Raw genomic sequence first — 20,227 nt, forward strand, 5'->3', positions numbered from 1 at the left:
GCGTTCGGCCCCGGACGCATGGCTCGGACAGGGTCGGCCCGCACGGAACCCGGGAGGAAATCGCCCGGCGCATGGCATAATCGCCGCGATTCGGCGCTCGCATGGCGCGCCACCTCCTGGAACGTCTGTCTTCTGCTTATGGCTCTGTATTCTTCGGCAACGCCCCGACCGGCTCCCGCGCGGCGCGCCCAGCGCGGACACTTTGTGCCGTTTCTGGTCATGGGCGCGATCGGCGCCTGCGCCGTCGGCATCGTGGCCTATCTGCTGTGGCCGACCTGGGGTATCGAGAAGGCCAGCGATCCGTCGCGCCTGCCGATCAGCATCGGCAACACGCTGTTCAACGTGCCGACCCAGGCGATCCGCGTGAAGGTGCAGAAGCGGACCGGCCCGCAGGAACGCGTCGATCTCAACTTCGCCTATCCGTCGCTTGAAGCGCCCGAGGCGCGGCAGCCTGTGAGCGCGGAAACGGTCGAGGACAATCTGCCCGAGATCGACCGCATCTTCCTGTCGATCGCGGCACATCACGATGCGCTGTCGCCGGACGATCGGACGCGGACGATCTATCCGCGCTATCTCGATCAGAATGCCGGAAGCATTCAGGACGGCCTGAGCATCCGGCCGTTCCGCGACAACACGCCCTACGCGAACGAGGATCTGGTTTACGCTTCAACGCCGCAGATTATCGCGCGCTGCACGCGCGATGCGAAAACGCCCGGCATGTGCCTTGCCGAGCGTCGTATCGAGGGGGCGGATTTGACGTTCAGGTTTCCGCGCGACTGGCTGTCGAAATGGCGCGACGTCGCGGGCGCGATGGATCAGATCATCATCAGAATGCGCAGGCCGCACGGCTGAGCAAATTTGACGCCGTCAGGGCCGGGCTCGTCCCGGCCATCCACGTCTTGCTTGTTCCAAAGACGTGGATGCCCGGCACAAGGCCGGGCATGATGATCTTTAATTCAAGCCAATTCACGATGCGACTGAATCAGACCTCTTCCTCGATGTCGGTTTCGAGGATCGCCATCTGGAACTGGTAGGACCGGTCATCGTCCTCGTCATCGACGAACAGCACGCCGATGAACTCCTCGCCGATATAGACCTCGGCCGAGTCGTCCTTCTTCGGGCGCGGCACAACGCGGATTTTGGGATTGCCGAACAGACGCTTGAGATAGGCGTCGAGCTTTCTGACTTCCGTAACGTCCACGGGCGCTTCTCCAACTGAACAGTGATTGTTGGCGATAGCTTTAAAACGATCCGGCGCAGACCGCCAGCGTGCATTTTCTAAAAATGCGCCGCCGTCCTGCGAACGGATTGCACGATCAGCGCAGGGATTTCGTCAGTTGCCGAAGGCGTTGAGCATCTGGTTCATGGTGCGCGACGGCTCGGCGCATCCGGCCTCGCCGACGATCTTCGCCGGCACGCCAGCAACGGTGACGTTGTTCGGAACCGGCTTCACCACCACCGAACCTGCCGCGATGCGCGCGCAATGTCCGATCTCGATGTTGCCGAGAATCTTCGCGCCCGCACCGATCATCACGCCGTGGCGGATTTTCGGATGACGATCCTCGTTCTCCTTGCCGGTGCCGCCGAGGGTGACACCGTGCAGGATCGACACGTTGTCCTCGATCACTGCGGTCTCGCCGACCACCAGACCGGTGGCGTGATCAAGGAAGATTCCGCGGCCGATCTTCGCGGCGGGATTGATATCGGTCTGGAATTCCGCCGACGCGCGGCTCTGGATGTAGTAGGCGAAATCCTTGCGGCTGTTGTTGTAGAGCCAGTGCGCGAGACGATGCGCCTGAAGGGCATGGAAGCCCTTGAAGTAGAGCAGCGGATCGATGAAGCGCGATGTCGCCGGATCGCGATCGAACACCGCAACGAGATCCGCACGGAATGCGTTGCCGAGATCGGGCTCGGCCTCGAGCGCATCATTGTAGGCCTGACGGATCAGGTCGCCGGACAGCGCCGAATGATCGAGACGCTCGGCGATACGATGCACCACCGCATCCTCGAGCCGGTCGTGATGCAGCACGGTTGAATAGATGAAGGTCGCGAGTTCCGGCTCGCGCTGCACAATCTCTTCAGCCTCGGCCCGGATGCGGGTCCAGACGGGATCGACGGTCGAGAGGGCCGACTTTGTATCAAGTTGAGGCTTGGCCATGGTGCAGTATCCGGCTGATGAGCGCTGAGGAGATATTACCACATAATGGGAAGTTGAAAGGCCGCAACAGTTGCCAAGGTTGACGTTGGAATAATTATCTCCCGCGTTCGTAGAATAATTATCTACAACCCTGCTTCTCAGGTGTATGTCATGGCCGCATTGCAAGGAACTCCAGAACGCCGTCCTTGTAAACGCGATCACCGACCGCGCGCATGTGATCGCGGTTTGGAATATCAAGCACTTGCGACCCGGGAATGACGTCCGCAAGCCGGGATGCGGAGCCTGCGATGTCGTCGGTCGTGCCCACCGCGATGAGTGTGGGAACGGTAATCGCGGCTGCTTCCTCGCGCGTCATCAGCCGCCGGGAGCCGCGCATACAGGCCGCGAGCGCCCTGCGATCCGAGCGGGTCTGATCTGCAAACGTACGAAACGTCCGGCCGACGGGATCGGTGACGTCATCGAGCGAGGCCGCTTCCAGGGCCTCTGCAACATTCTCGCCGGGCCGGCCGATATCCTCGATCAGGCCCATGCCGATGCCGCCAAGGATCGCCTTGCCCAGACGCTCCGGGCTGCGCTCGGCGAGGTAAGCAGTGATGCGCCCGCCCATCGAGTAGCCCATCATGTCCGCTCGTTCGATGTTCAGATGATCCATCAACCCGCTCACATCACCGGCCATGGTGCCGATGTGATAATCCTCGGGATCGTAAAGTTTCGTCGACTCGCCATGGCCGCGATGGTCGAGCGCAATGACCCGCCGTCCCGCCTTGGTCAGGGTCGAAACCCACCCCGGATAAATCCAGTTCATGTTTTTGCTGGATGCAAACCCGTGAACGAGAACGATCGGATCTCCCTCGCCTTCATCGAGATACGCAATTTCGACGGAGCCGTTGTGAAAACTCGGCATCGGACAGTCCATAACTTTGATTGAAGACGATTTGTGGATGGCGGAGGTCCACTTTACCCCGATGTGACGCGCAAGACTAGCGCGCGCCCCGTCGTCATTGCGATGAGCGACAGCGACGAAGCAATCCAACCTTTTGCTCTGGATTGCTTCGCTTCGTTCGCAATGAGGGTGCAGCGCATTTCATGTTGCGAGCCGCGCCTGGACCGCGGCAAGTGCGCGCCGCGCACGTTTGAGTTTGGAACGTTGAATCCATGACAGCGTGAGCCGCTCGGTCGTTGCCTTGATCGAGGTGATAAACCCGAACAGTGCCAGCAATGCGGCGAACACCCACCACGCCAGATTGAATGCGCCAGCGGTCAGCAGCAGCGCGCCGCGCCCGAGAATCTTCACGATGGCGCGGGTCTGGCTGCCTTTGGATTCCGCGAGCCTTGCGGCGCGCGCGACGTCCTTCGGGCCGTCGGCAATGCGCAGCACATCGAGCGCGCCTTTGGTGCCCGCCTTTTCGCTGACGCGTCCGACATCCTTGGCGAGACGAACCAGCGCGCCCGCCTTCTCCGCCTTGAACGCCGCCTTCACTGCGCTGATGGTCTGGCCAGGGCGCGCGATGGATGCGCTTGCGACCGCCTGCTGCAGCATCGGCGCATCGACAACGCCGCGCGCAGAGCGGCCCGCCCATTCGGTGAGGCCCGCGCCGAGCCGGCCGACCTTGCGCGCATCCTTCACCATCGACAGCCCGGCGCGAACCGGCGTCGCACCGCCGACCGAAACGTAAGTCGCCGCCGTCACCACAAGGCCGACACTCGCAAGCCCGAGCACCAACTGATCTGCGTTCTCGCCCATCGCAAGCCGCTTGCCCTCGCGCACCACGTCGCGGATGTCGCCGAACACGAACAGATCGCCCGCGACGGTGCCTGCGAGGCTCGCGACATCATCCGCTTCGCCGATCACCAGACCTGTGGCAAAGCGTCTCGCCACGCTCGTGGTGGAGTTCTCATCGGCGACCGCGGCATCGACACGCGCGGCCAGTCCGGGCGGCAGCGGGACACCCCTGTCCTGTGCCAGATCGGTAAAACTTTTCGCCAGATCCGCGTCGTTGTCATCGAGCGCCTGGGCTGCGCCCTGCCCGAGGGCATCGGCATGCGTCCGCAAGGCGGAATTGACCTGGATATCGGCCAGCCGCGCCGGGTTGTCCTGGGCCAGCAGCAAGGCCGAGGCCTCGCGCGCATGGGGCCACAGCGCGGCAAATGTCGCCGCCGAAGCAGCCGCACCCGCGAGGGTCAAACCGATGCGCCAGGTGGCTTTCATCTCAGGTGGCCTTCATCGCGAACTGATAACCCCTTGCCATGCCTATGGGTCCGGCAGACCCATGACTGGCCGATGACATGGTGTGCCGTTTTTCGGACACAACCTCCCCAACGAAAGAAGGGCTTTCCCAAGGCGGCAAGATTGTGTCGAATTCACACGCTAAGTCATGCGGCGAATTGGACGAATCCGATGCCGCAATCTAGGAATAAGCTGTATCGCTCGGTATGCTGCAAAGCAGCGGCTGCGTCGTCGCTGCGCGTGCTGGGGTATGGGTAAAGACGCACAAGACCAGGATTGGGGTAGAATTGTTATGGCGGATCACGTCGTCCCTCACTTTCATAACGATGCGGGCGTGGCCATCATCGAAATCGGCTCTCGGGAGTTCATGTGCGTGGGCGCCAATCCCCCGTTCGATCATCCGCATGTCTTTCTCGATCTCGGCGATGACAACGAGATCATCTGCCCCTACTGCTCGACGCTGTACCGCTATGCCGCCGATCTGAAGGCCGGACAGGCGCGTCCTCCCGAATGCGTCGTGAAAGACAAAGTCGCCTAAAAACCTGTGGCTGACTCACGCACCATCGTTGTCGCTGGTGCGGGTATTGGCGGACTGACAACCGCGCTGGCACTCGCGCAGCGCGGTTTTCGCGTCATCGTTCTTGAGCGCGCCGCGAAACTTGAAGAGGCCGGCGCCGGGCTGCAACTGTCCCCCAACGCCAGCCGCATCCTGATCGATCTCGGCCTTGAGCCGCTTCTTGCGCCGCATGTGATCGTACCCGACTCGATCAGCATCATGACCGCCCGCACCGGCAAGGAAATCGGGCGGGTCCCCCTCGGCGAGGCCGCAGCGCTGCGCTATGGCGCACCCTACTGGATCATCCGCCGGGCCGATCTGCAATCGGCGCTTCTGGCCCGCGTCACCGGCCATCCCGACATCGACCTGCGGCTCGGCGCACAGTTCGAGGACGTCGCCGTCTATCCGAAGGGCGTCACCGTGGTTCAGCGGCGGATCACGGCGCGGCAGCAGGAACAGGCGCTGGCGCTGATCGGCGCCGACGGCGTCTGGTCCAGCGTGCGGCATCAGATCTTCCCCGAAGCGCAGCCGCAGTTCACGGGCAGCATCGCATGGCGCGGCACGGTGGACGCCACGCAACTGCCGCGCGGATTCAATACGCAGCGCGTGCAGCTCTGGATGGGCACGAACGCGCATCTGGTCGCCTATCCGATGTCGGGCGGCAAGCGCATCAACGTGGTGGCGATCATCTCGGGCAAATGGAACAGGCCGGGCTGGAGCGAGCCCGGCGATGTGGTCGAGATCGCCAACCAGTTCTCGGCGCCGCGATGGCCGATCGCCGCGCGCATGATGATCGGCGCGGTCGACGGCTGGCGCAAATGGGCGCTGTTCGCCGTGCGCGACGGCGGCGTCTGGAACAAGGGGCCGATCGCACTGCTCGGCGATGCCTCCCACGCCATGCTGCCATTCGCCGCGCAGGGCGCTGGCATGGCCATCGAGGACGCTGCGGTGATTGCGAAATGTCTTGAAAGCTCACCCGCCAATCCGACGGCGGCATTCGCCGAATATGCCCGCCTGCGCGCGCCGCGCGTGACCCGGACGCAGCGCACGGCGCGCAAGAACGGCCAGACCTATCATCTCGGCGGGCCGGTCGGCTTCGCGCGCGATCAGGTCATCAGGGTGCTGGGCGGATCGCGGCTGCTGTCGCGGCAGGACTGGATCTACGACTGGCGGATGCCGTGATGCGCCGCTGGCTGGATCAGCGCTTGCGCTTGGGCGGCGCCGCCGGAGCTGCGGGCCTGGGAATCTCGGTGGTGCAATTGTCGCGCGCGATTCTCGCATCGAGGTCGTCGCGTTGCGCGCGTTGGGCACGATAGTCGGTCTGATACGCCAGACCCGAGACCAGCGCTCCGCCTGCCCCGGACTCCGCTTTCGCCATCAGCCCTTCCAGCTCGACCACGCGGTTGTTCACATCCCTGCGGGTGGAGACGAGCTGCTCGCAGTTGTAGAGCTCGTACTTGGCGGGATCGACGAAAACACTCGACCCGAAAGGCGAGCCGGCCCCGCCGCTGGCGCAGGCACCGAGGCTGACTGCTAGCGCGGCAAGACCCGCGATGCGCAGAACAGGACGCCATCCGCCCGCTGCGGGACGCAGCACAGAATCGCGGTTCAGGCCTTCAACCATCCACTCGTTTTTCATATGCGTCGTGTTGCGGGTCTTCGTGTTGAATTTGTGGTGAGCGGTAAACGGCGGCAACGCAATCAAAGCGTTTCCTGCTTGTGGCCGCATTCCTTGCAGACGAACGCCGCGCGCTTGGTGCCTTTCGCGGCCAGAACGCGGTTGGCCTTGCCGCACTTGCCGCAGGTGGCCTCGAAGCGCGTGTTGCCCTGCTTGACCACAAGGGCCTTGCGTTCCATCGCCTCGCGCACCAGCCGTTCGGTCTCTTCGCGCAGGGCTTGCTTGTCCACCATTGTCAGTCCTTCGATCGGCGGTCAGGAGGTCAGATAGATTCCCCCGGGCACATTTAACGGTGCCTGCCCTCGTTTAACAAACCATATCCGTCAGCAATGCGGCGAAATCGCCACTGTCCCGTTCCTCCGGGCCGAACCGTCAGCACCGGACCATTCGCATCGACCTCAGTCCTGCTGTTGCTCATGGTGCCGTTGTGACTTTTCCATTTCAGCGAAACGGAGCTGCCCCACACCTTGCAGTCATAGACGCCGCCCAGCGAACTTCTGAAAATCAGCCAGCCGAAACTTTCATCGATCTGGCGCGGCGGTTGCGGCAGGTTGAAATAGGATTGCACGCTCGCCTGACAGACCAGCGCCGCCGGCCATTCACTTCCCTGACCGCGGGCGATCATTGGGATAAAAAGAGTCGGGGCAAATACTACAGAGGCAAGCAATGCGCGTACGGCAGTTCTGAAAAACACGTTCGTATCCCGACCTTGTTCCTTCACCCTGCGGAGCATCACGAGGAGCGACGCATGCCGGCTGCAATGCCACCGACAAATATCACAACGCTCCCGAACGGCGAACAAACCGATGAACCATCGCTTCCGTTCTTCCGTGCTTATGACTTCGTCTGTCACGGCTTAGGCCAGCCTACGCAGACCCCAAGCATCAGAAACAATGGAAAGCCACAAAACAGTGTCCAGCCAATATTAACAGCTAAAAATAATTGGTCCGTGATGACTTGCTTGCGAAGGCTTTCGTCGAAGCCGACGAGTCTATTAATTGCTTCCCATGGCCCAATAGGTGGAAAGCGGCTGGGCTCTTCCTCCCCCTCGCCGTAGATACTCTTTTGAACGAATTTCTTCCAAGTCAGAGCCCTATAAACGCTGATCAAAACTCCAAACGCGGCGATGGCGACAATCCCCCACAACGAGGATGAACCTAGCTTGTTGGGGATTTGCCATCCGAGACATTGAGTAGGCGACACTGCCACCAAAATGAACACCTGAACAACTAACAAGAACACGTTTGCTACGGCGGCGATCCTGGCGACCTTCTCGCAATAATCAGGGTGGAAATTGGGAAGCTCCCCACTCACGATTTCATCCCAAGTAAAAGACCGATCGAGTATTCGCTCATCTTGGTGCGGACGGCGGGAATCGAACCCGCACGACGTTGCCATCGAGGGATTTTAAGTCCCTTGCGTCTACCAATTCCGCCACGTCCGCGCGCGCGGGTTGTAACATCGCGCGGGGTGCGGCTGAAAGCCCGGTTTGTGACGTAAAACGCGCGCGCCGGGGACAATATCACCGGAATCCGGGCACCCGGAATCGGTTATCGAGCGCTCCGAAACGCTCGCCGCAACGCCGCTCCGGCGCGTGTGAATGCAAAAAACATAGGCATAGCAGGCCTCAATCGCATGTCATGCGGCGATAAATCCGGCCGGGTTGTGCGTCCCCGATTTGCACCGCTCGCGTTTGACGGTACAAGTGCTGGCCGGACGGATCGTCGCGAACAGCGCCCTCAAGAGCCTGTCGCGAACTGGAATCAAGGGTGTGATTCGTCATGCGCTGCCTCGTGGTCGCCGACCTGCATTACGCCCTGCCGCAGTTCGACTGGGTGCTCGGCATCGCACCGCGGTTCGATGTGGTGATCATCGCAGGCGACGCGCTCGACATCGGATCGATTGTCGATTTCCGCGCTCAGATCGTCGTGGTGCGGAAATATCTCGAACGGCTCGCCAGCAAGACACGCGTGATCCTGTGCTCGGGGAATCACGATCTCGACGAGCGCGACGAAGCGGGCGAGCGAATCTCGCGCTGGATCGGCGATCTCGGCGGCCTCGGGATCGCCCATGACGGCGAGAGCCTGACCATCGGCGATACCTTCTTCACGATCTGCCCGTGGTGGGACGGCCCCCGCGTCAAGGAGCAGATCGGCATGCAGCTTGAGGAAGCCGCCGCGGCGCATCGCGGACGCTGGATCTGGATTCATCACGCGCCGGCCGCGAACTCGCCGACGAGTTGGGGCGGCGCGCGCACGTTCGGCGACGCGGAGCTGGTGCAATGGATCGAAAGCTACAAGCCCGACATTGTTCTGTCGGGCCATGTGCACCAGTCACCGTTCGTCAAGGACGGCTCATGGTTCGACCAGATCGGCGGCACCTGGGTCTTCAACATGGGGCAACAGTTCGGGCCGACGCCCGCGCATATCGTGCTCGATCTGGATCACGACAGGGCCTACTGGTTTTCGGCGGCAGGCGAACAATCGATCGATCTCGGCAAGCCGCTGCGGCGGCCTGCGGAGAATCTCAATGCATTTCCGGATTGGCTTACAGCCGGGAGTCCGGCAGCCGCTCAGGCTGGCGATCCGAGCCCGGCGACGACGCGCCCGGAGACAGGTTGACGAGGCTTTCGAGCACATCGCCGACCATCGCCAGGTGATTCCCGTGATCGGCATACTGGCGCTTGATGTCGGCGAGATATGTCGTCGCCGCATTGAGACGGTGCGCGAGAAGCTGCGCGACGAGAAGCGCGACCGCAGGTTGTGCACGCAGGAACGCGGCGGCGTCATCGAACTGATAAACCGTCGAGGCCACCGTGGCGCGCACCGTCGCGGTATGCGGCTGGCCCAGCAGCACCGACATTTCGCCGAGGATGGCGCCTGGCTGGGTGACGGTAGCGACCACCGTTTCGCCCTTCAGAACATCGAGCCGGCCGCTCAGCAGAACATAGAGCCGCCCGGTGGTCTCTCCTTCCCGGATCAGCAGCGCATCGGCAGGAAGCGACGTTTCCTGCCCTCCGACGCAATGTTCAAGAACCGCGCGCATTCCGGTCTCCATCCCGATCGGAGCAAAGCTAAGCCCCGCTGTTTAAAACGTCCATCGCATAGTGCCGTTCCGTCTGCGCAAATTGCCAGCAGTTGAGGAGACGCGCTAGGATGGCCCTTCAAACGGCATTAACAAAAAGAAACCAGCGGGAGAGAAAGCGTCGATGGCTTATCAGCAGATCAAATACGAGGTTCAGGACCATATCCTGACCATCACGCTGAACCGTCCGGACAAGATGAATGCGTTTACGCATGTCATGATGGACGAACTGATCGCGGCCTTCGATGCCGCCGACGCCAACGACAACGTCCGCGCCATCATCGTGACCGGCGCGGGACGCGCGTTCTGCGCGGGCGCTGATCTGTCGGAAGGCGGCGCGACATTCGACCGGGCCGCACGGTCCGATCGCAAGACTGCGCCGCTGCGCCCGAACGGCGAAGTGGAATGGAGCGACGATGCGGTGCGCGACGGCGGCGGGCGTGTGACGCTGCGCATCTTCAAGTGCCTGAAGCCGGTGATCGGCGCGATCAACGGCGCGGCGGTCGGCATCGGTGTCACCATGCAGCTTCCGATGGACATTCGCATCGCCTCGGTCGATGCGCGGTTCGGCTTCGTGTTCGCCCGGCGCGGCATCGTGCCGGAAGCGGCCTCGAGCTGGTTCCTGCCGCGCATCGTCGGCATCTCCCAGGCGCTGGAATGGTGTTATTCCGGCCGCGTGTTTCCTGCCGACGAAGCCCTCGCCGGCCGCCTCGTCAGCAAGGTCGTGCCCGCCGACGAACTCATCACCACGGCACGCGCCATCGCGCGCGAGATCGTGGAGAACACCGCTCCGGTGTCAATCGCGCTGATCCGCCAGCAGATGTGGCGCATGCTGGGCGCGGACGATCCGATGGAAGCGCACAAGGTCGACAGCCGCGGCATCTATTCGCGCGGCCAGTCCGCGGACGTGCGCGAAGGCGTGATGTCGTTCCTGGAAAAGCGGCCCGCGAAATTCGCGCAGACGGTGTCGAAGGACATGCCGTCGTATTTCCCGTGGTGGACCGAGCGGGAGTATAAGTAAGTAGCCTACCGCATCGTCAGCACCACGCGCCCTATCGCGCGGCGGTCTATCAGCAAGCGCATCGCCGCCGCGTAATCTTCCAGCGGCAGGCGATGCGAAATGTTGGGACTGATGCGGAGCTCGTTCGCAAGACGCGTGAGATCTGCCATTCGCGCGACATTCAGCGCGGGGTTCTTGCGCACCGCCTCGCCCGCGCGCACGCCGAGCACGCTCGCACCCTTGATCAGCACCAGATTGGTTTTCGCGACGCCGACGCCGCCGGTGAAGCCGATCACCAGCAGCCGCGCGCCCCACGCAATGCAGCGCAGGCTGTCTTCGAAAATCGCACCGCCCACCGGATCGAACACCACGTCCACGCCGCGTCCTTCGGTGATGCGTTTCACCGCATCCTTGAACGGCTCGCGGCCATAAAGCACGCCATGATCCGCGCCGCGCTGCTGCGCGACCGCGAGCTTCTCCTCGCTTGACGCGCACGCAATGACCATTGCGCCGAACACCTTGCCGAGTTCGACCGCAGCCAGCCCGACGCCGCCGCCCGCGCCATGCACGAGCAGCACCTCACCCGGCTGGATCTGCGCGCGATCTTTCAGCGCATGATACGCGGTGCCATGGGCGGCAAGGAACGCCGCGCCCTGCGCGTAGTCGAATGCCGTCGGCAGCGGCACAAGTTGATCGGGTGTCACAACGATCTCGTCGGCGTAACAGCCGAACCGCGCTTTCACGATCACCTTGTCGCCCACGTGGACGCCTTCGGCGCCCGCCACCTCGATCACCTCGCCCGCCGCTTCCATGCCGGGCGAGAACGGCAGCGGCGGCTTGAGCTGGTAGTCTCCCGCCGCCATCAGGATGTCGGGGAAATTCAACCCGGCTGCATGAATGGCCACACGCACCTGCCCCGGCGAGAGATCGGCGCGCGGAATATCTTCGAGCTTCAGCGATTCAGGCGGCCCCAGTTCGCGGCAGACAACGGCGCGCGGCATTCAATGATCCTTATCTGCAATAACCATTTATCTGCAATAACCATGCGATGTGCTTCACCCCTCCCCGCGGGGGAGAGGTCGGATTGCGCAGCAATCCGGGTGAGGGGTTCGAATTTCATTTCAGGCATCCAGCCCCCCTCACCCCACCCCTCTCCCCGACGGGGAGAGGGAGCGCATCACGCCCGCGTCCTGATCCGTACCATCCGCCAGGACAACAGCAGTTACGCCGTCGCCTTCATCTCGAGCAGCTTGGCGTGGATCAGCGGCAGGCGGTCGTTGCCGAAATACATGTCGGTCTTGTCGAGATAGATCGTCGGCGAACCGAATGCGCCGCGCGCGATCGCTTCATCGGTGTTGGCCTTGAGCTGATCCTTGACGGACTGCTCGCCGATGCCTGCGAAGAATTTTTGCGGATCGATTCCGACACGTTCGCAGATTTTCGTCAGCACCTCCTCCTTCGAGATGTCCTGATCGTCGCCCCAGTACGATTCGAACACCGAAGTTGCGAACGGCACCAGCTTGTCCGGGTGCTGCTGTTGCACCCAGATGCATCCGCGCATCGACTTGACCGCATTCACCGGAAATATTGTCGGCGGCATGGTGATCTTGATTCCGGCGAGCCGGGCCCAGTCCTGCATGTCCTTCGCGGTGTAAGCCTGCTTGGCCGGCACCGGATTGGCGCGCGTCTCATACATCGCCTTGTTGACGGTGTTGAAGATGCCGCCGACCAGAATCGGCCGCCATGTGATCGGCGCGCCAAGCTCCTTCGCCATCGGCTGGATGTTGGTGAACGCGAGATAGGTCCACGGGCTGGAGCAGTCGAAGAAGAACTCGATCATGATGGCGTTTCCTTATTGTTGTGCGCCTGACGTCGCACGATTCTCGTTATCGCTCCCTCTCCCCGCTTGCGGGGAGAGGGTTGGGGTGAGGGGCAACTTCACAATACGATGCCCGCCCCTCACCCGCTCGCTTTGCTCGCGACCTCTCCCCGTAAACGGGGAGAGGTTGAACTATTGCGCCTGCTGCGCGGTCTTGCCGAACATGTTCTTGCGCTGCTCCTCGGTGAACGGCGTCTTGTCGAACTTGCCGACGGACAGCCCCTTCTGCACCTCCGGCCGCGCGCGCACGGTCGCGTACCAGCGCTTGAGGTTCGGAAAGTCGTCAAACGTGAAACCCTGCGCCTTGTGGGTCATGGTCCAGGGAAAGCAGGCGATGTCGGCGATGGAATACTCCTCGCCCGCGACATAGGCGCCGGTCCGGCCAAGCTGCCGGTCGAGCACGGCATACAGCCGCGAGGCCTCGTCGCGATAGCGCTCGATGGCGTAAGGAATCTTCTCGGGCGCGTAGAGCGCAAAGTGCCCGTGCTGGCCGAGCATCGGGCCGAGCCCGCCCATCTGCCACATCACCCATTGAATGACCTTGAAACGCCCGCGCACATCCTTGGGGAGGAAGCGTCCGGTCTTCTCGGCGAGATAGATCAGGATCGCGCCGGTCTCGAACATCGGGATCGGCTCGCCGCCGTCGGCCGGCGCCTGGTCGATGATCGCCGGAATGCGGTTGTTCGGGCTGATCGCAAGAAACTCGGGCTTAAACTGGTCGCCGGTGCGGATGTTCACCGGGATCACGTTGTAGGGCAGCCCCAGTTCCTCCAGCATGATCGAGATTTTCCACCCGTTGGGTGTCGGCGCATAATAGAGGTCGATCATGAGGTATCCGCAAAAGAGGAACAGCCGGAGGAGCGAGGCGCGATCCTACCCACGCTCGCGGTGACATTCCATCCCGCAAGCGCGAACGGCTTGTATGCCACGCCCCGGACATGGCAGATAGGCGTGCAACCAATAAGAAAGAAGCGCCCCATGCTGTTTCAAACGACCATCGCAGGTTCGCTGCCGAAGCCCGACTGGCTGGCTGAGCCCAATACGCTGTGGGCGCCGTGGAAGCTCAAGGGCGCGGAACTGGCGAGCGCCAAGCGCGATGCGACGCTGCTCTGGGTGAAAATCCAGGAAGACGCCGGCATCGATCTCGTCACCGAGGGCGAGCAGGCGCGGCAGCATTTCGTCCACGGCTTTCTCGAGCGCGTCGAAGGGATCGATTTCGCCCACAAGGTCGAAATGGGAATCCGCAAGGACCGTTATAAGGCGATGGTGCCGCAGGTGGTCGCGCCGTTGCAGCTCAAGGGCCGCGTCCACGATTTCGAGGCCCGCGCCGCGCGGGCGCATACCACGCGCAAGCTGAAGTTCACCCTGCCCGGTCCGATGACCATCATCGATACGCTCTCCGACAGTTACTACGGCGACCGCGTGAAGATGGCGTTCGCCTTCGCCGACCTGCTCAATCAGGAAGCCAAGGCCCTTGCCGCCGACGGCGTCGACATGATCCAGTTCGACGAGCCCGCATTCAACGTGTTCATGGATGAGGTGAACGACTGGGGCATCGAAGCGCTGACCCGCGCGGCCGAAGGCCTCACCTGCAAAACTGCGGTTCACATTTGTTACGGCTACGGCATCAAGGCCAACACCGACTGGAAGGAATCGCTCGGCGCCGAATGGCGGCAGTACGAGCAGATTTTCCCGGCCATCGACAAGAGCCCGATCCAGCAGGTCGCCATCGAGTGCCGTAACTCGCATGTGCCGCTGGAACTGCTCGCGCTGCTCAAGGGCAAAATCGTGCAGGCCGGCGTGATCGACGTGGCCAGCGATGTGGTGGAAACGCCCGATGACGTGGTGAAGACCATCGAGGCTGTGATGAAGTTCGTGCCGAAAGAAAACATTATGGCCACGACCAATTGCGGCATGGCGCCGATGCGGCGCGATATCGCCGAAGCGAAACTGCGCGCGCTTGGCGCAGGCGCGAAGCTGGCGCGGCAGAAATTGGGGTGATCACTTCTCCCTCGCCCCGCTTGCGGGGAGAGGTAAAGCGGTGACTATCCGCGCGCCAGATCCAGCAACCGATCCTTTTCAGGAGTTGGCGGCCGCGCGCGCCCCGCGCCCCGTCGGCTGCGATATGTAACCAGCGCGATGGTGATCCATGTCGCATGGAAGATCAGCCCGGCAAACAGCACAAGCTGGCCGGGGATCGGCCCGACGGTTGCCCGCGCGAACAGTTCGTGAAGCGAGACGACGGGCTCCGGATGGATCAGAAGCTTTCCGAGATAGGCCGTGACCTGGATCGCGAAAATCCAGCAGTAGTTGTTGCGAAGCCTCCGGCCGACCGCCTCGAGGTAACTGATGTGCAGGTTGGGCGCCTTGTAATCCTGATAGAGAATCTCGTTCCAGCCGTTCGCGGTCTGAACGCCCTCGCCCCTGAGAATGGGCCCGAAGAACTGGACTTCAAGCACGTGCGCCCGCATGCGCCAGAAATCGAAGAAACGGTAACGCCGCGCTTCGATGAACAGGAACGTGGCGACCAGAAGCCCCACCAGCACCAGCGGCAGAGGCGACGCATGCTCGCTGCTGAACGTCAGGGACAGCGCAATGCCGGTGGTCAGGACCGCCCAGTTGGTGGTGGCATCGAGCCTCGTGCGCCAGACCGTGCTGCGGTAAAGTTCGCCGCGATACAGATGTGACAGCGCGGTGATATCGGAGGAGTCGAACGCGCGTTTGTTTTCGATCATGCTGCCGGTCATGGTCCCGATCCTCCACATCCAGATCATCGATGATCGCAGATTACGAGGTCGACCGGCGAGGTTCCAGCGTGTTCGGTCGTTGCACCGCACTACGCCGCCCTCCGTCATGGCCGGGACAAGCCCGGTGATGACGATCGAGCGCGGAGAAAGATCGCGCGGGTCGGCCTGTTCGCGTCATTGCGAGCGAAGCGAAGCAATCCATCCTCAAGATTCCAACAAAGAGTAGATTGCTTCGTCGCTCCGCTCCTCGCAATGACGATTGCGACCGCTTCTACGCAGCCCCGTCCCGGATCGGCGGCTGGAACGAGAGCCCCGTGTCCCACGGAAAGAAGATCCAGGTGTCTTGCGAGACTTCGGTGATGAAGGTATCGACCAGCGGCTTGCCCATCGGTTTGGCGTAGACCGCAGCGAGATGCGCCTGCGGCACCAGATCGCGCACAATGCGCGCGGTCTTGCCGGTGTCCACGAGGTCCTCGACCACCAGCAGCCCCTTGCCGGTGCCGCCGCCGAGCCGCGCCACCGCGTCCGAGATACCCTTCAGCACTGTCGGTTCGCTCACCTGCGAGGTGTGGCTGTAGCTCGACACGCACAGCGTATCGATGACGCGGATGCCGAGCTCGCGCGCGATGACCGCCGCTGGCACAAGGCCGCCGCGCGTGACTGCGATCATGGCTTCAAACGGCCCCGCCCCGCTCAGCCGCCATGCCAGCGCCCGCGCATCGCGGTGAAACTGGTCCCACGACACCGGAAACGGTTTGCGCGCCTCGTCGCTCATTATGGATCTCCTTTTCACCTCTCCCGTGGGGAGAGGTCGGATTGCGAAGCAATCCGGGTGAGGACGTACGCTCTCTCGATAAATCGAGCCCCCTCACCCCAACCCTCTCCCCGCCGGGAGAGGGAGTGCGCTCCCGGACCTGACGGTCTCCCGCCATCACAACGCGATCTTACGAAACAGCGACGTCGCATTGGCCGTCGCCACCAGCTTGTCATCCTGAAACAGCTCGCCGGCAAGATGGAAGATCTCCTTGCCGCGCATCGTCACGCGTCCGAAGCCCTTGAGCTTGCCGATCTTCGCCGGACGATGAAACTGGACATTGAGCGCGAGCGTCGGCGCGAACTCTCCAACGTTCATCATCGTTGCGGACGCAAGACCCATGCAATCGTCCAGCATCGCGGACAGGAAACCGCCCTGCACGATGCCGATGGGATTGGCGAACTCCGGCTTGCCGTCGAACGCCAGTTCCACGGTATGCGCATCAAGATCGTAAGCGATGATTTCAAGGCCCAGCGTCCTGGCGCATTCCGGCGGCGGAAGCTTCCCCGCGGCGATGGCCTCGAAAAATCGCTCGCTCATAATTTGGCGACCTTGAGGTTTGCCAGCATGGCTTCGACGTCCGTCATCGCCGCGCGCAGCTTGGCCTCGTCGCGCGAGCGCACCACGACATTGGTGTTCGGCTTGCCGTTCTCGTCGAGGAACGGATAGCTGCCGATGCTGGTGTCGGGGTGAGCTTCCTGAATCGCGCGCAGCGGCGTGCCGATGTCCCCTTCCCGCGCATTGGCGCGCACCGAATCCGACAGCATCCGCACACCGGACTTCAGCTTGGGCGAGACGATGTCCATCATCGCCTGCATGATCGACGGAACACCCGCCATGACGATGACATTGCCGATCTTGAAGCCGGGTGCGAGGATGGTCGCGCTGGAAATCAGTTCCGCACCGTCCGGAATACGCGCCATCCGCAGGCGGGCCTCATTCAGGTCCGCGCCGAAGCGCTCCTCGAACCGGGCGACGACCTCGGGGTGGTGATCGATCTTGACCCCGAACGCCTTGGCGACGCTGTCGGCGGTGATGTCGTCGTGGGTCGGGCCGATCCCGCCGGTGGTGAAGACATAGGTGTAACGCTGGCGCAGCGAGTCGAGCGCGTAAATGATCGCGTCCTCGTCGTCGGCGACCACCCGCACTTCCTTCAGGTCGATGCCGATGTTGGTCAGGTACTCGGCGATAAAGCCGATATTCTTGTCCTTGGTGCGCCCGGACAGGATTTCATCGCCGATCACGAGAATGCCGGCGGTGACGATCTCAGTCATCTCAACTCTCCTCCTGCCCCGGACCTCCGGGTCTTCACTGCTACGCCATGTTCCTTGGCGCAGGCAACGCATTGAAGTCACGCACTTTTGCCGCATGACTGGGCAGCGCAGAGCCCGTTTTTCAGGCAGGGCGACGCAAGATACCGCCAATTGCCCGTAGTCAATGCATATCGCGCTGGCCCAACCCTTGCTACCATCAGTTTGAGCAGCGGATCTGGTATCCCGCCGCAGAGAGAAGCGTTCTGGTTTATGTCAGTTGCCTTCGATGAAATGAATGGGACCGGCGGAGACCTTCGTTCCGCCTACCACGAGCTCAGCCTCTGGCTGAAGGAGACCCCTCCGGACGCGCTGGAATACCGGCGTCAGGAAGCGGAACTGTTATTCCGCCGGATCGGCATCACCTTCGCCGTCTACGGCGAGGCGGAATCCACCGAGCGGCTGATCCCGTTCGACGTCATTCCCCGGATCCTGTCCGGCAAGGAATGGACGACGATGGAAAAGGGGCTGAAGCAGCGCGTGAAGGCGCTCAACATGTTCCTGGGCGACATCTATCACAACCGGGACATTCTCCGCGCCAGGATCATCCCTGATGACCTGATCTTTCAGAACCCGGTGTTCCGGCCGGAGATGAACGGCCAGGACGTTCCGCACGATGTCTATGTCCACATCGCCGGCATCGATATCGTCCGCGTCGACGCCGACAATTTCTATGTGCTGGAAGATAATGCGCGGACACCGTCCGGCGTGTCCTACATGCTGGAAAACCGCGAAATCATGATGCGGCTGTTTCCGGACCTGTTCGCGCGCCATCGCGTGGCGCCGGTGGAGAATTATCCTGATGAACTGCTGGCCGCGCTGCGCTCCGTCGCGCCGCTCACCTCGAAAACCGAGCCGACCATCGCACTGCTGACGCCGGGCATCTACAACTCGGCCTATTACGAGCATTCGTTCCTAGCCGACAAGCTCGGCGTGGAACTGGTCGAAGGCCGCGACCTGATCGTCAAGAACGACGAAGTCTTCATGCGGACCACCGAGGGGCTGAAACGGGTCGATGTGATCTATCGCCGCGTCGATGATGATTTCCTCGACCCCCTCACCTTCCGCCCCGACTCCGTGCTCGGCGTTCCGGGCCTGATGTCCGCTTACATGGCCGGCAATATCACGCTGGCCAACGCTGTCGGCACCGGGATCGCCGACGACAAGGCGGTCTACAGCTACATGCCGGACATTGTGAAATTCTATCTCGGCGAAGAGCCGATCCTGAAGAACGTGCCGACCTGGCGCTGCCGCGAGCCGAACGATCTGAAATACGTGCTCGACAACCTGAAGGACCTCGTTGTCAAGGAGGTCCACGGCTCAGGCGGCTACGGCATGCTGATCGGCCCGGCAGCAACCAAGGAGGCAATAGAAGCCTTCCGCGCCAAGCTGATGAAAGAACCGGAAGGCTTCATCGCCCAGCCGACGCTGGCACTCTCCACCTGCCCGACCTGCACCGAGTCCGGCCTCGCCCCGCGTCACGTCGATCTGCGGCCGTTCGTGCTGACCGGCAAGGATCATGTCACCGTCGTGCCCGGCGGGCTGACGCGCGTGGCGCTGAAGGAAGGTTCGCTCGTGGTCAATTCCAGCCAGGGCGGCGGCACCAAAGACACGTGGATTTTGGAATGAGTAATGTGCTCGCGTTTCAGATGTGTGAGCTTGCACGCTGCGCGCACCTCTCCCTGCTGGTCGGGGGTGGGGGTGTGACGCGAACGAAACTCTGGCTTTGTCCCCCCTCCCCAACCCTCCCCCGCAAGGGGGGAGGGAGAAAAAACTGACACATGCTGTCGCGCACCGCAGAAAGTCTCTACTGGCTCGCCCGCTACGTCGAACGGGCGGAATATCTCGCGCGCACCATCGAGGCGACATTGCGCGCCACCGCGCTCCCGGACGCCTATGTCGGCAAGAGCAACGAATGGGAGTCCGCGCTGCTCACGGCGGGCATCGACGAGATTTTCTATCAGTTTCATGACGAGGCGAACGAGCGCACCGTCGTCGACTTCCTGTCGTTCTCGCCCGACAACCCCTCCTCGATCCGCAACTGCATCGAGAACGCGCGGCTGAATTCACGCTCGGTACGCACCGCGCTCACCAGCGAGATGTGGGACACCATCAACAGCGCATGGATCGAACTGCATGCCTGCTGGCCCAGGGGCGCGAAGACGCGCGAGGACCTGACCAAATTTCTGCGCTTCGTGCAGGAGACATCATTGCGCTTCGACGGCTCGGCCTACCGGACCATGCTGCGAAATGATGCCTACTGGTTCTCGCGGCTCGGCCTGCATCTGGAACGCGCCGACAACACCGCGCGCATCCTCGACGTGAAGTATCATGTACTATTGCCCGAGGAAGAACATGTCGGCGGCCCGCTCGATTATTACCAGTGGACATCGATCCTGCGCTCGGTCTCGGCGCTCACCGCCTATCACTGGGTGTATCGCGAGACGTTGAAGCCGTGGCTGATCGCCGATCTTCTGATCCTGAATGAATCGCTGCCGCGCTCGCTGGCGAGCTGCTACGGCAATCTTGTGCGCAATCTCGACCAGATCGGCGTCGCTTACGGGCGACAGGGCGCGGCCCAGCGCCACGCGCGCGGTGTCCGCAACCGGCTGGAACATGCGCACATGGATGATCTGTTCCAGCGCGGGCTGCATGAATTCATCCAGGAATTCATTGCGGACAACGCCCGGCTGGGGGATACCATCTCGAAACAATATCTGATCTGAGTTGCCCCGGATGCAGGGCTGCATCCCGTCATTGCGATGCGTATTTGC

General features: G+C 62.3%; 24 protein-coding genes and 1 tRNA gene. 8 read left to right on the forward strand and 17 right to left on the reverse strand.

Features of this window, described 5'->3' with window-relative positions; genetic code table 11:
* The first annotated feature begins 138 nt into the window (after window positions 1-138).
* A complete protein-coding gene (locus tag I554_RS0112625) occupies window positions 139-852 on the forward strand; it encodes a hypothetical protein (RefSeq protein WP_024574928.1) in 714 nt (237 codons plus the stop codon).
* A gap of 130 nt (window positions 853-982) precedes the next feature.
* Here the strand turns inward: I554_RS0112625 and I554_RS0112630 are convergent, their stop codons facing one another.
* The 4 genes from I554_RS0112630 to I554_RS0112645 form a co-directional block, all read right to left on the reverse strand.
* A complete protein-coding gene (locus I554_RS0112630) occupies window positions 983-1,201 on the reverse strand; it encodes a DUF3126 family protein (protein ID WP_024574927.1) in 219 nt (72 codons plus the stop codon).
* Between the two features lie 132 nt (window positions 1,202-1,333).
* Entirely contained in the window at window positions 1,334-2,158 is an 825-nt protein-coding gene (cysE, locus tag I554_RS0112635) for a serine O-acetyltransferase (RefSeq protein WP_006021248.1), read from the reverse strand.
* 148 nt (window positions 2,159-2,306) lie between these two features.
* Window positions 2,307-3,062 carry an alpha/beta hydrolase gene (locus I554_RS0112640; RefSeq protein WP_024574926.1) on the reverse strand — a complete coding sequence of 252 codons (756 nt, stop codon included), beginning with the start codon at window positions 3,060-3,062 and terminating at the stop codon, window positions 2,307-2,309.
* A 180-nt stretch (window positions 3,063-3,242) separates the two neighbouring features.
* A complete protein-coding gene (locus tag I554_RS0112645) occupies window positions 3,243-4,367 on the reverse strand; it encodes a hypothetical protein (protein WP_024574925.1) in 1,125 nt (374 codons plus the stop codon).
* Window positions 4,368-4,677: 310 nt separating this feature from the next.
* Here I554_RS0112645 and I554_RS0112650 point away from each other — a divergent pair, with 310 nt between their 5' ends.
* Window positions 4,678-4,923 (forward strand): zinc-finger domain-containing protein, encoded by a 246-nt coding sequence (locus tag I554_RS0112650; protein ID WP_024574924.1) that lies wholly within the window; start codon window positions 4,678-4,680, stop codon window positions 4,921-4,923.
* Between the two features lie 6 nt (window positions 4,924-4,929).
* On the forward strand, window positions 4,930-6,123 hold the full coding sequence (locus I554_RS0112655; protein WP_024574923.1) for an FAD-dependent oxidoreductase: 1,194 nt from the start codon (window positions 4,930-4,932) through the stop codon (window positions 6,121-6,123).
* A 16-nt stretch (window positions 6,124-6,139) separates the two neighbouring features.
* On the opposite strand, the gene I554_RS25560 is transcribed toward I554_RS0112655, so the two are convergent.
* From I554_RS25560 to I554_RS0112680, 5 genes are all read right to left on the reverse strand, one after another.
* The gene (locus tag I554_RS25560; RefSeq protein WP_024574922.1) at window positions 6,140-6,646 is read right to left on the reverse strand and encodes a hypothetical protein; all 507 of its coding nucleotides are present in this window, start codon (window positions 6,644-6,646) and stop codon (window positions 6,140-6,142) included.
* Window positions 6,643-6,852, reverse strand: a complete 210-nt coding sequence (locus tag I554_RS0112665; protein ID WP_081710771.1) for a hypothetical protein — start codon at window positions 6,850-6,852, stop codon at window positions 6,643-6,645. Before I554_RS0112665 ends, I554_RS25560 begins: the two co-directional genes overlap by 4 nt.
* 53 nt (window positions 6,853-6,905) lie before the next feature.
* Window positions 6,906-7,472, reverse strand: a complete 567-nt coding sequence (locus tag I554_RS0112670; protein ID WP_244432745.1) for a hypothetical protein — start codon at window positions 7,470-7,472, stop codon at window positions 6,906-6,908.
* Window positions 7,469-8,017: a hypothetical protein gene (locus I554_RS26365; protein WP_081710772.1), complete on the reverse strand. Its 549-nt coding sequence runs from the start codon at window positions 8,015-8,017 to the stop codon at window positions 7,469-7,471. The genes I554_RS0112670 and I554_RS26365 overlap by 4 nt, the downstream gene beginning before the upstream one ends.
* Window positions 7,977-8,063 (reverse strand) — tRNA-Leu (locus I554_RS0112680). Before I554_RS0112680 ends, I554_RS26365 begins: the two co-directional genes overlap by 41 nt.
* A gap of 337 nt (window positions 8,064-8,400) precedes the next feature.
* Here I554_RS0112680 and I554_RS0112685 point away from each other — a divergent pair.
* The gene (locus tag I554_RS0112685) at window positions 8,401-9,240 is read left to right on the forward strand and encodes a metallophosphoesterase (RefSeq protein ID WP_024574918.1); all 840 of its coding nucleotides are present in this window, start codon (window positions 8,401-8,403) and stop codon (window positions 9,238-9,240) included.
* On the opposite strand, the gene I554_RS0112690 is transcribed toward I554_RS0112685, so the two are convergent.
* The gene (locus I554_RS0112690) at window positions 9,167-9,664 is read right to left on the reverse strand and encodes a cyclic nucleotide-binding domain-containing protein (RefSeq protein ID WP_029659375.1); all 498 of its coding nucleotides are present in this window, start codon (window positions 9,662-9,664) and stop codon (window positions 9,167-9,169) included. The genes I554_RS0112685 and I554_RS0112690 overlap by 74 nt on opposite strands.
* A gap of 163 nt (window positions 9,665-9,827) precedes the next feature.
* Between I554_RS0112690 and I554_RS0112695 the strand changes: the two genes are divergently transcribed.
* The gene (locus I554_RS0112695) at window positions 9,828-10,724 is read left to right on the forward strand and encodes a crotonase/enoyl-CoA hydratase family protein (RefSeq protein ID WP_024574916.1); all 897 of its coding nucleotides are present in this window, start codon (window positions 9,828-9,830) and stop codon (window positions 10,722-10,724) included.
* 5 nt (window positions 10,725-10,729) lie between these two features.
* Here the strand turns inward: I554_RS0112695 and I554_RS0112700 are convergent, their stop codons facing one another.
* The 3 genes from I554_RS0112700 to I554_RS0112710 all read right to left on the reverse strand — a co-directional run bounded on the left by I554_RS0112700 (window position 10,730) and on the right by I554_RS0112710 (window position 13,410).
* Complete coding sequence (locus I554_RS0112700; protein ID WP_024574915.1) at window positions 10,730-11,704, reverse strand: NADPH:quinone oxidoreductase family protein; 975 nt, start codon at window positions 11,702-11,704, stop codon at window positions 10,730-10,732.
* Window positions 11,705-11,925: 221 nt separating this feature from the next.
* Window positions 11,926-12,543, reverse strand: coding sequence for a 2-hydroxychromene-2-carboxylate isomerase (locus I554_RS0112705; protein WP_024574914.1), 618 nt, complete (start codon window positions 12,541-12,543; stop codon window positions 11,926-11,928).
* Window positions 12,544-12,714: 171 nt separating this feature from the next.
* Entirely contained in the window at window positions 12,715-13,410 is a 696-nt protein-coding gene (locus I554_RS0112710) for a glutathione binding-like protein (RefSeq protein WP_024574913.1), read from the reverse strand.
* Window positions 13,411-13,560: 150 nt separating this feature from the next.
* Here I554_RS0112710 and I554_RS0112715 point away from each other — a divergent pair, with 150 nt between their 5' ends.
* Window positions 13,561-14,583, forward strand: a complete 1,023-nt coding sequence (locus I554_RS0112715) for a methionine synthase (RefSeq protein ID WP_024574912.1) — start codon at window positions 13,561-13,563, stop codon at window positions 14,581-14,583.
* A 44-nt stretch (window positions 14,584-14,627) separates the two neighbouring features.
* On the opposite strand, the gene I554_RS0112720 is transcribed toward I554_RS0112715, so the two are convergent.
* The 4 genes from I554_RS0112720 to I554_RS0112735 all read right to left on the reverse strand — a co-directional run bounded on the left by I554_RS0112720 (window position 14,628) and on the right by I554_RS0112735 (window position 17,417).
* Entirely contained in the window at window positions 14,628-15,329 is a 702-nt protein-coding gene (locus I554_RS0112720) for a DUF2270 domain-containing protein (RefSeq protein ID WP_024574911.1), read from the reverse strand.
* 271 nt (window positions 15,330-15,600) lie between these two features.
* Window positions 15,601-16,104: a xanthine phosphoribosyltransferase gene (gene gpt / locus I554_RS0112725; protein WP_029659374.1), complete on the reverse strand. Its 504-nt coding sequence runs from the start codon at window positions 16,102-16,104 to the stop codon at window positions 15,601-15,603.
* Between the two features lie 156 nt (window positions 16,105-16,260).
* Entirely contained in the window at window positions 16,261-16,683 is a 423-nt protein-coding gene (locus I554_RS0112730) for a PaaI family thioesterase (protein ID WP_024574909.1), read from the reverse strand.
* Window positions 16,680-17,417, reverse strand: coding sequence for a molybdopterin-binding protein (locus I554_RS0112735; protein ID WP_024574908.1), 738 nt, complete (start codon window positions 17,415-17,417; stop codon window positions 16,680-16,682). Before I554_RS0112735 ends, I554_RS0112730 begins: the two co-directional genes overlap by 4 nt.
* A 249-nt stretch (window positions 17,418-17,666) precedes the next feature.
* On the opposite strand from I554_RS0112735, the gene I554_RS0112740 reads away from it, so the two are divergent.
* Both I554_RS0112740 and I554_RS0112745 read left to right on the forward strand, forming a co-directional pair.
* Window positions 17,667-19,082, forward strand: a complete 1,416-nt coding sequence (locus I554_RS0112740) for a circularly permuted type 2 ATP-grasp protein (RefSeq protein WP_024574907.1) — start codon at window positions 17,667-17,669, stop codon at window positions 19,080-19,082.
* A gap of 152 nt (window positions 19,083-19,234) precedes the next feature.
* Window positions 19,235-20,179 (forward strand): alpha-E domain-containing protein, encoded by a 945-nt coding sequence (locus I554_RS0112745; protein WP_024574906.1) that lies wholly within the window; start codon window positions 19,235-19,237, stop codon window positions 20,177-20,179.
* Window positions 20,180-20,227 lie beyond the last annotated feature (48 nt).

Origin of the sequence: Afipia sp. OHSU_II-C1 (genome assembly GCF_000497575.1) — a bacterium.
GTDB lineage: Bacteria > Pseudomonadota > Alphaproteobacteria > Rhizobiales > Xanthobacteraceae > Afipia.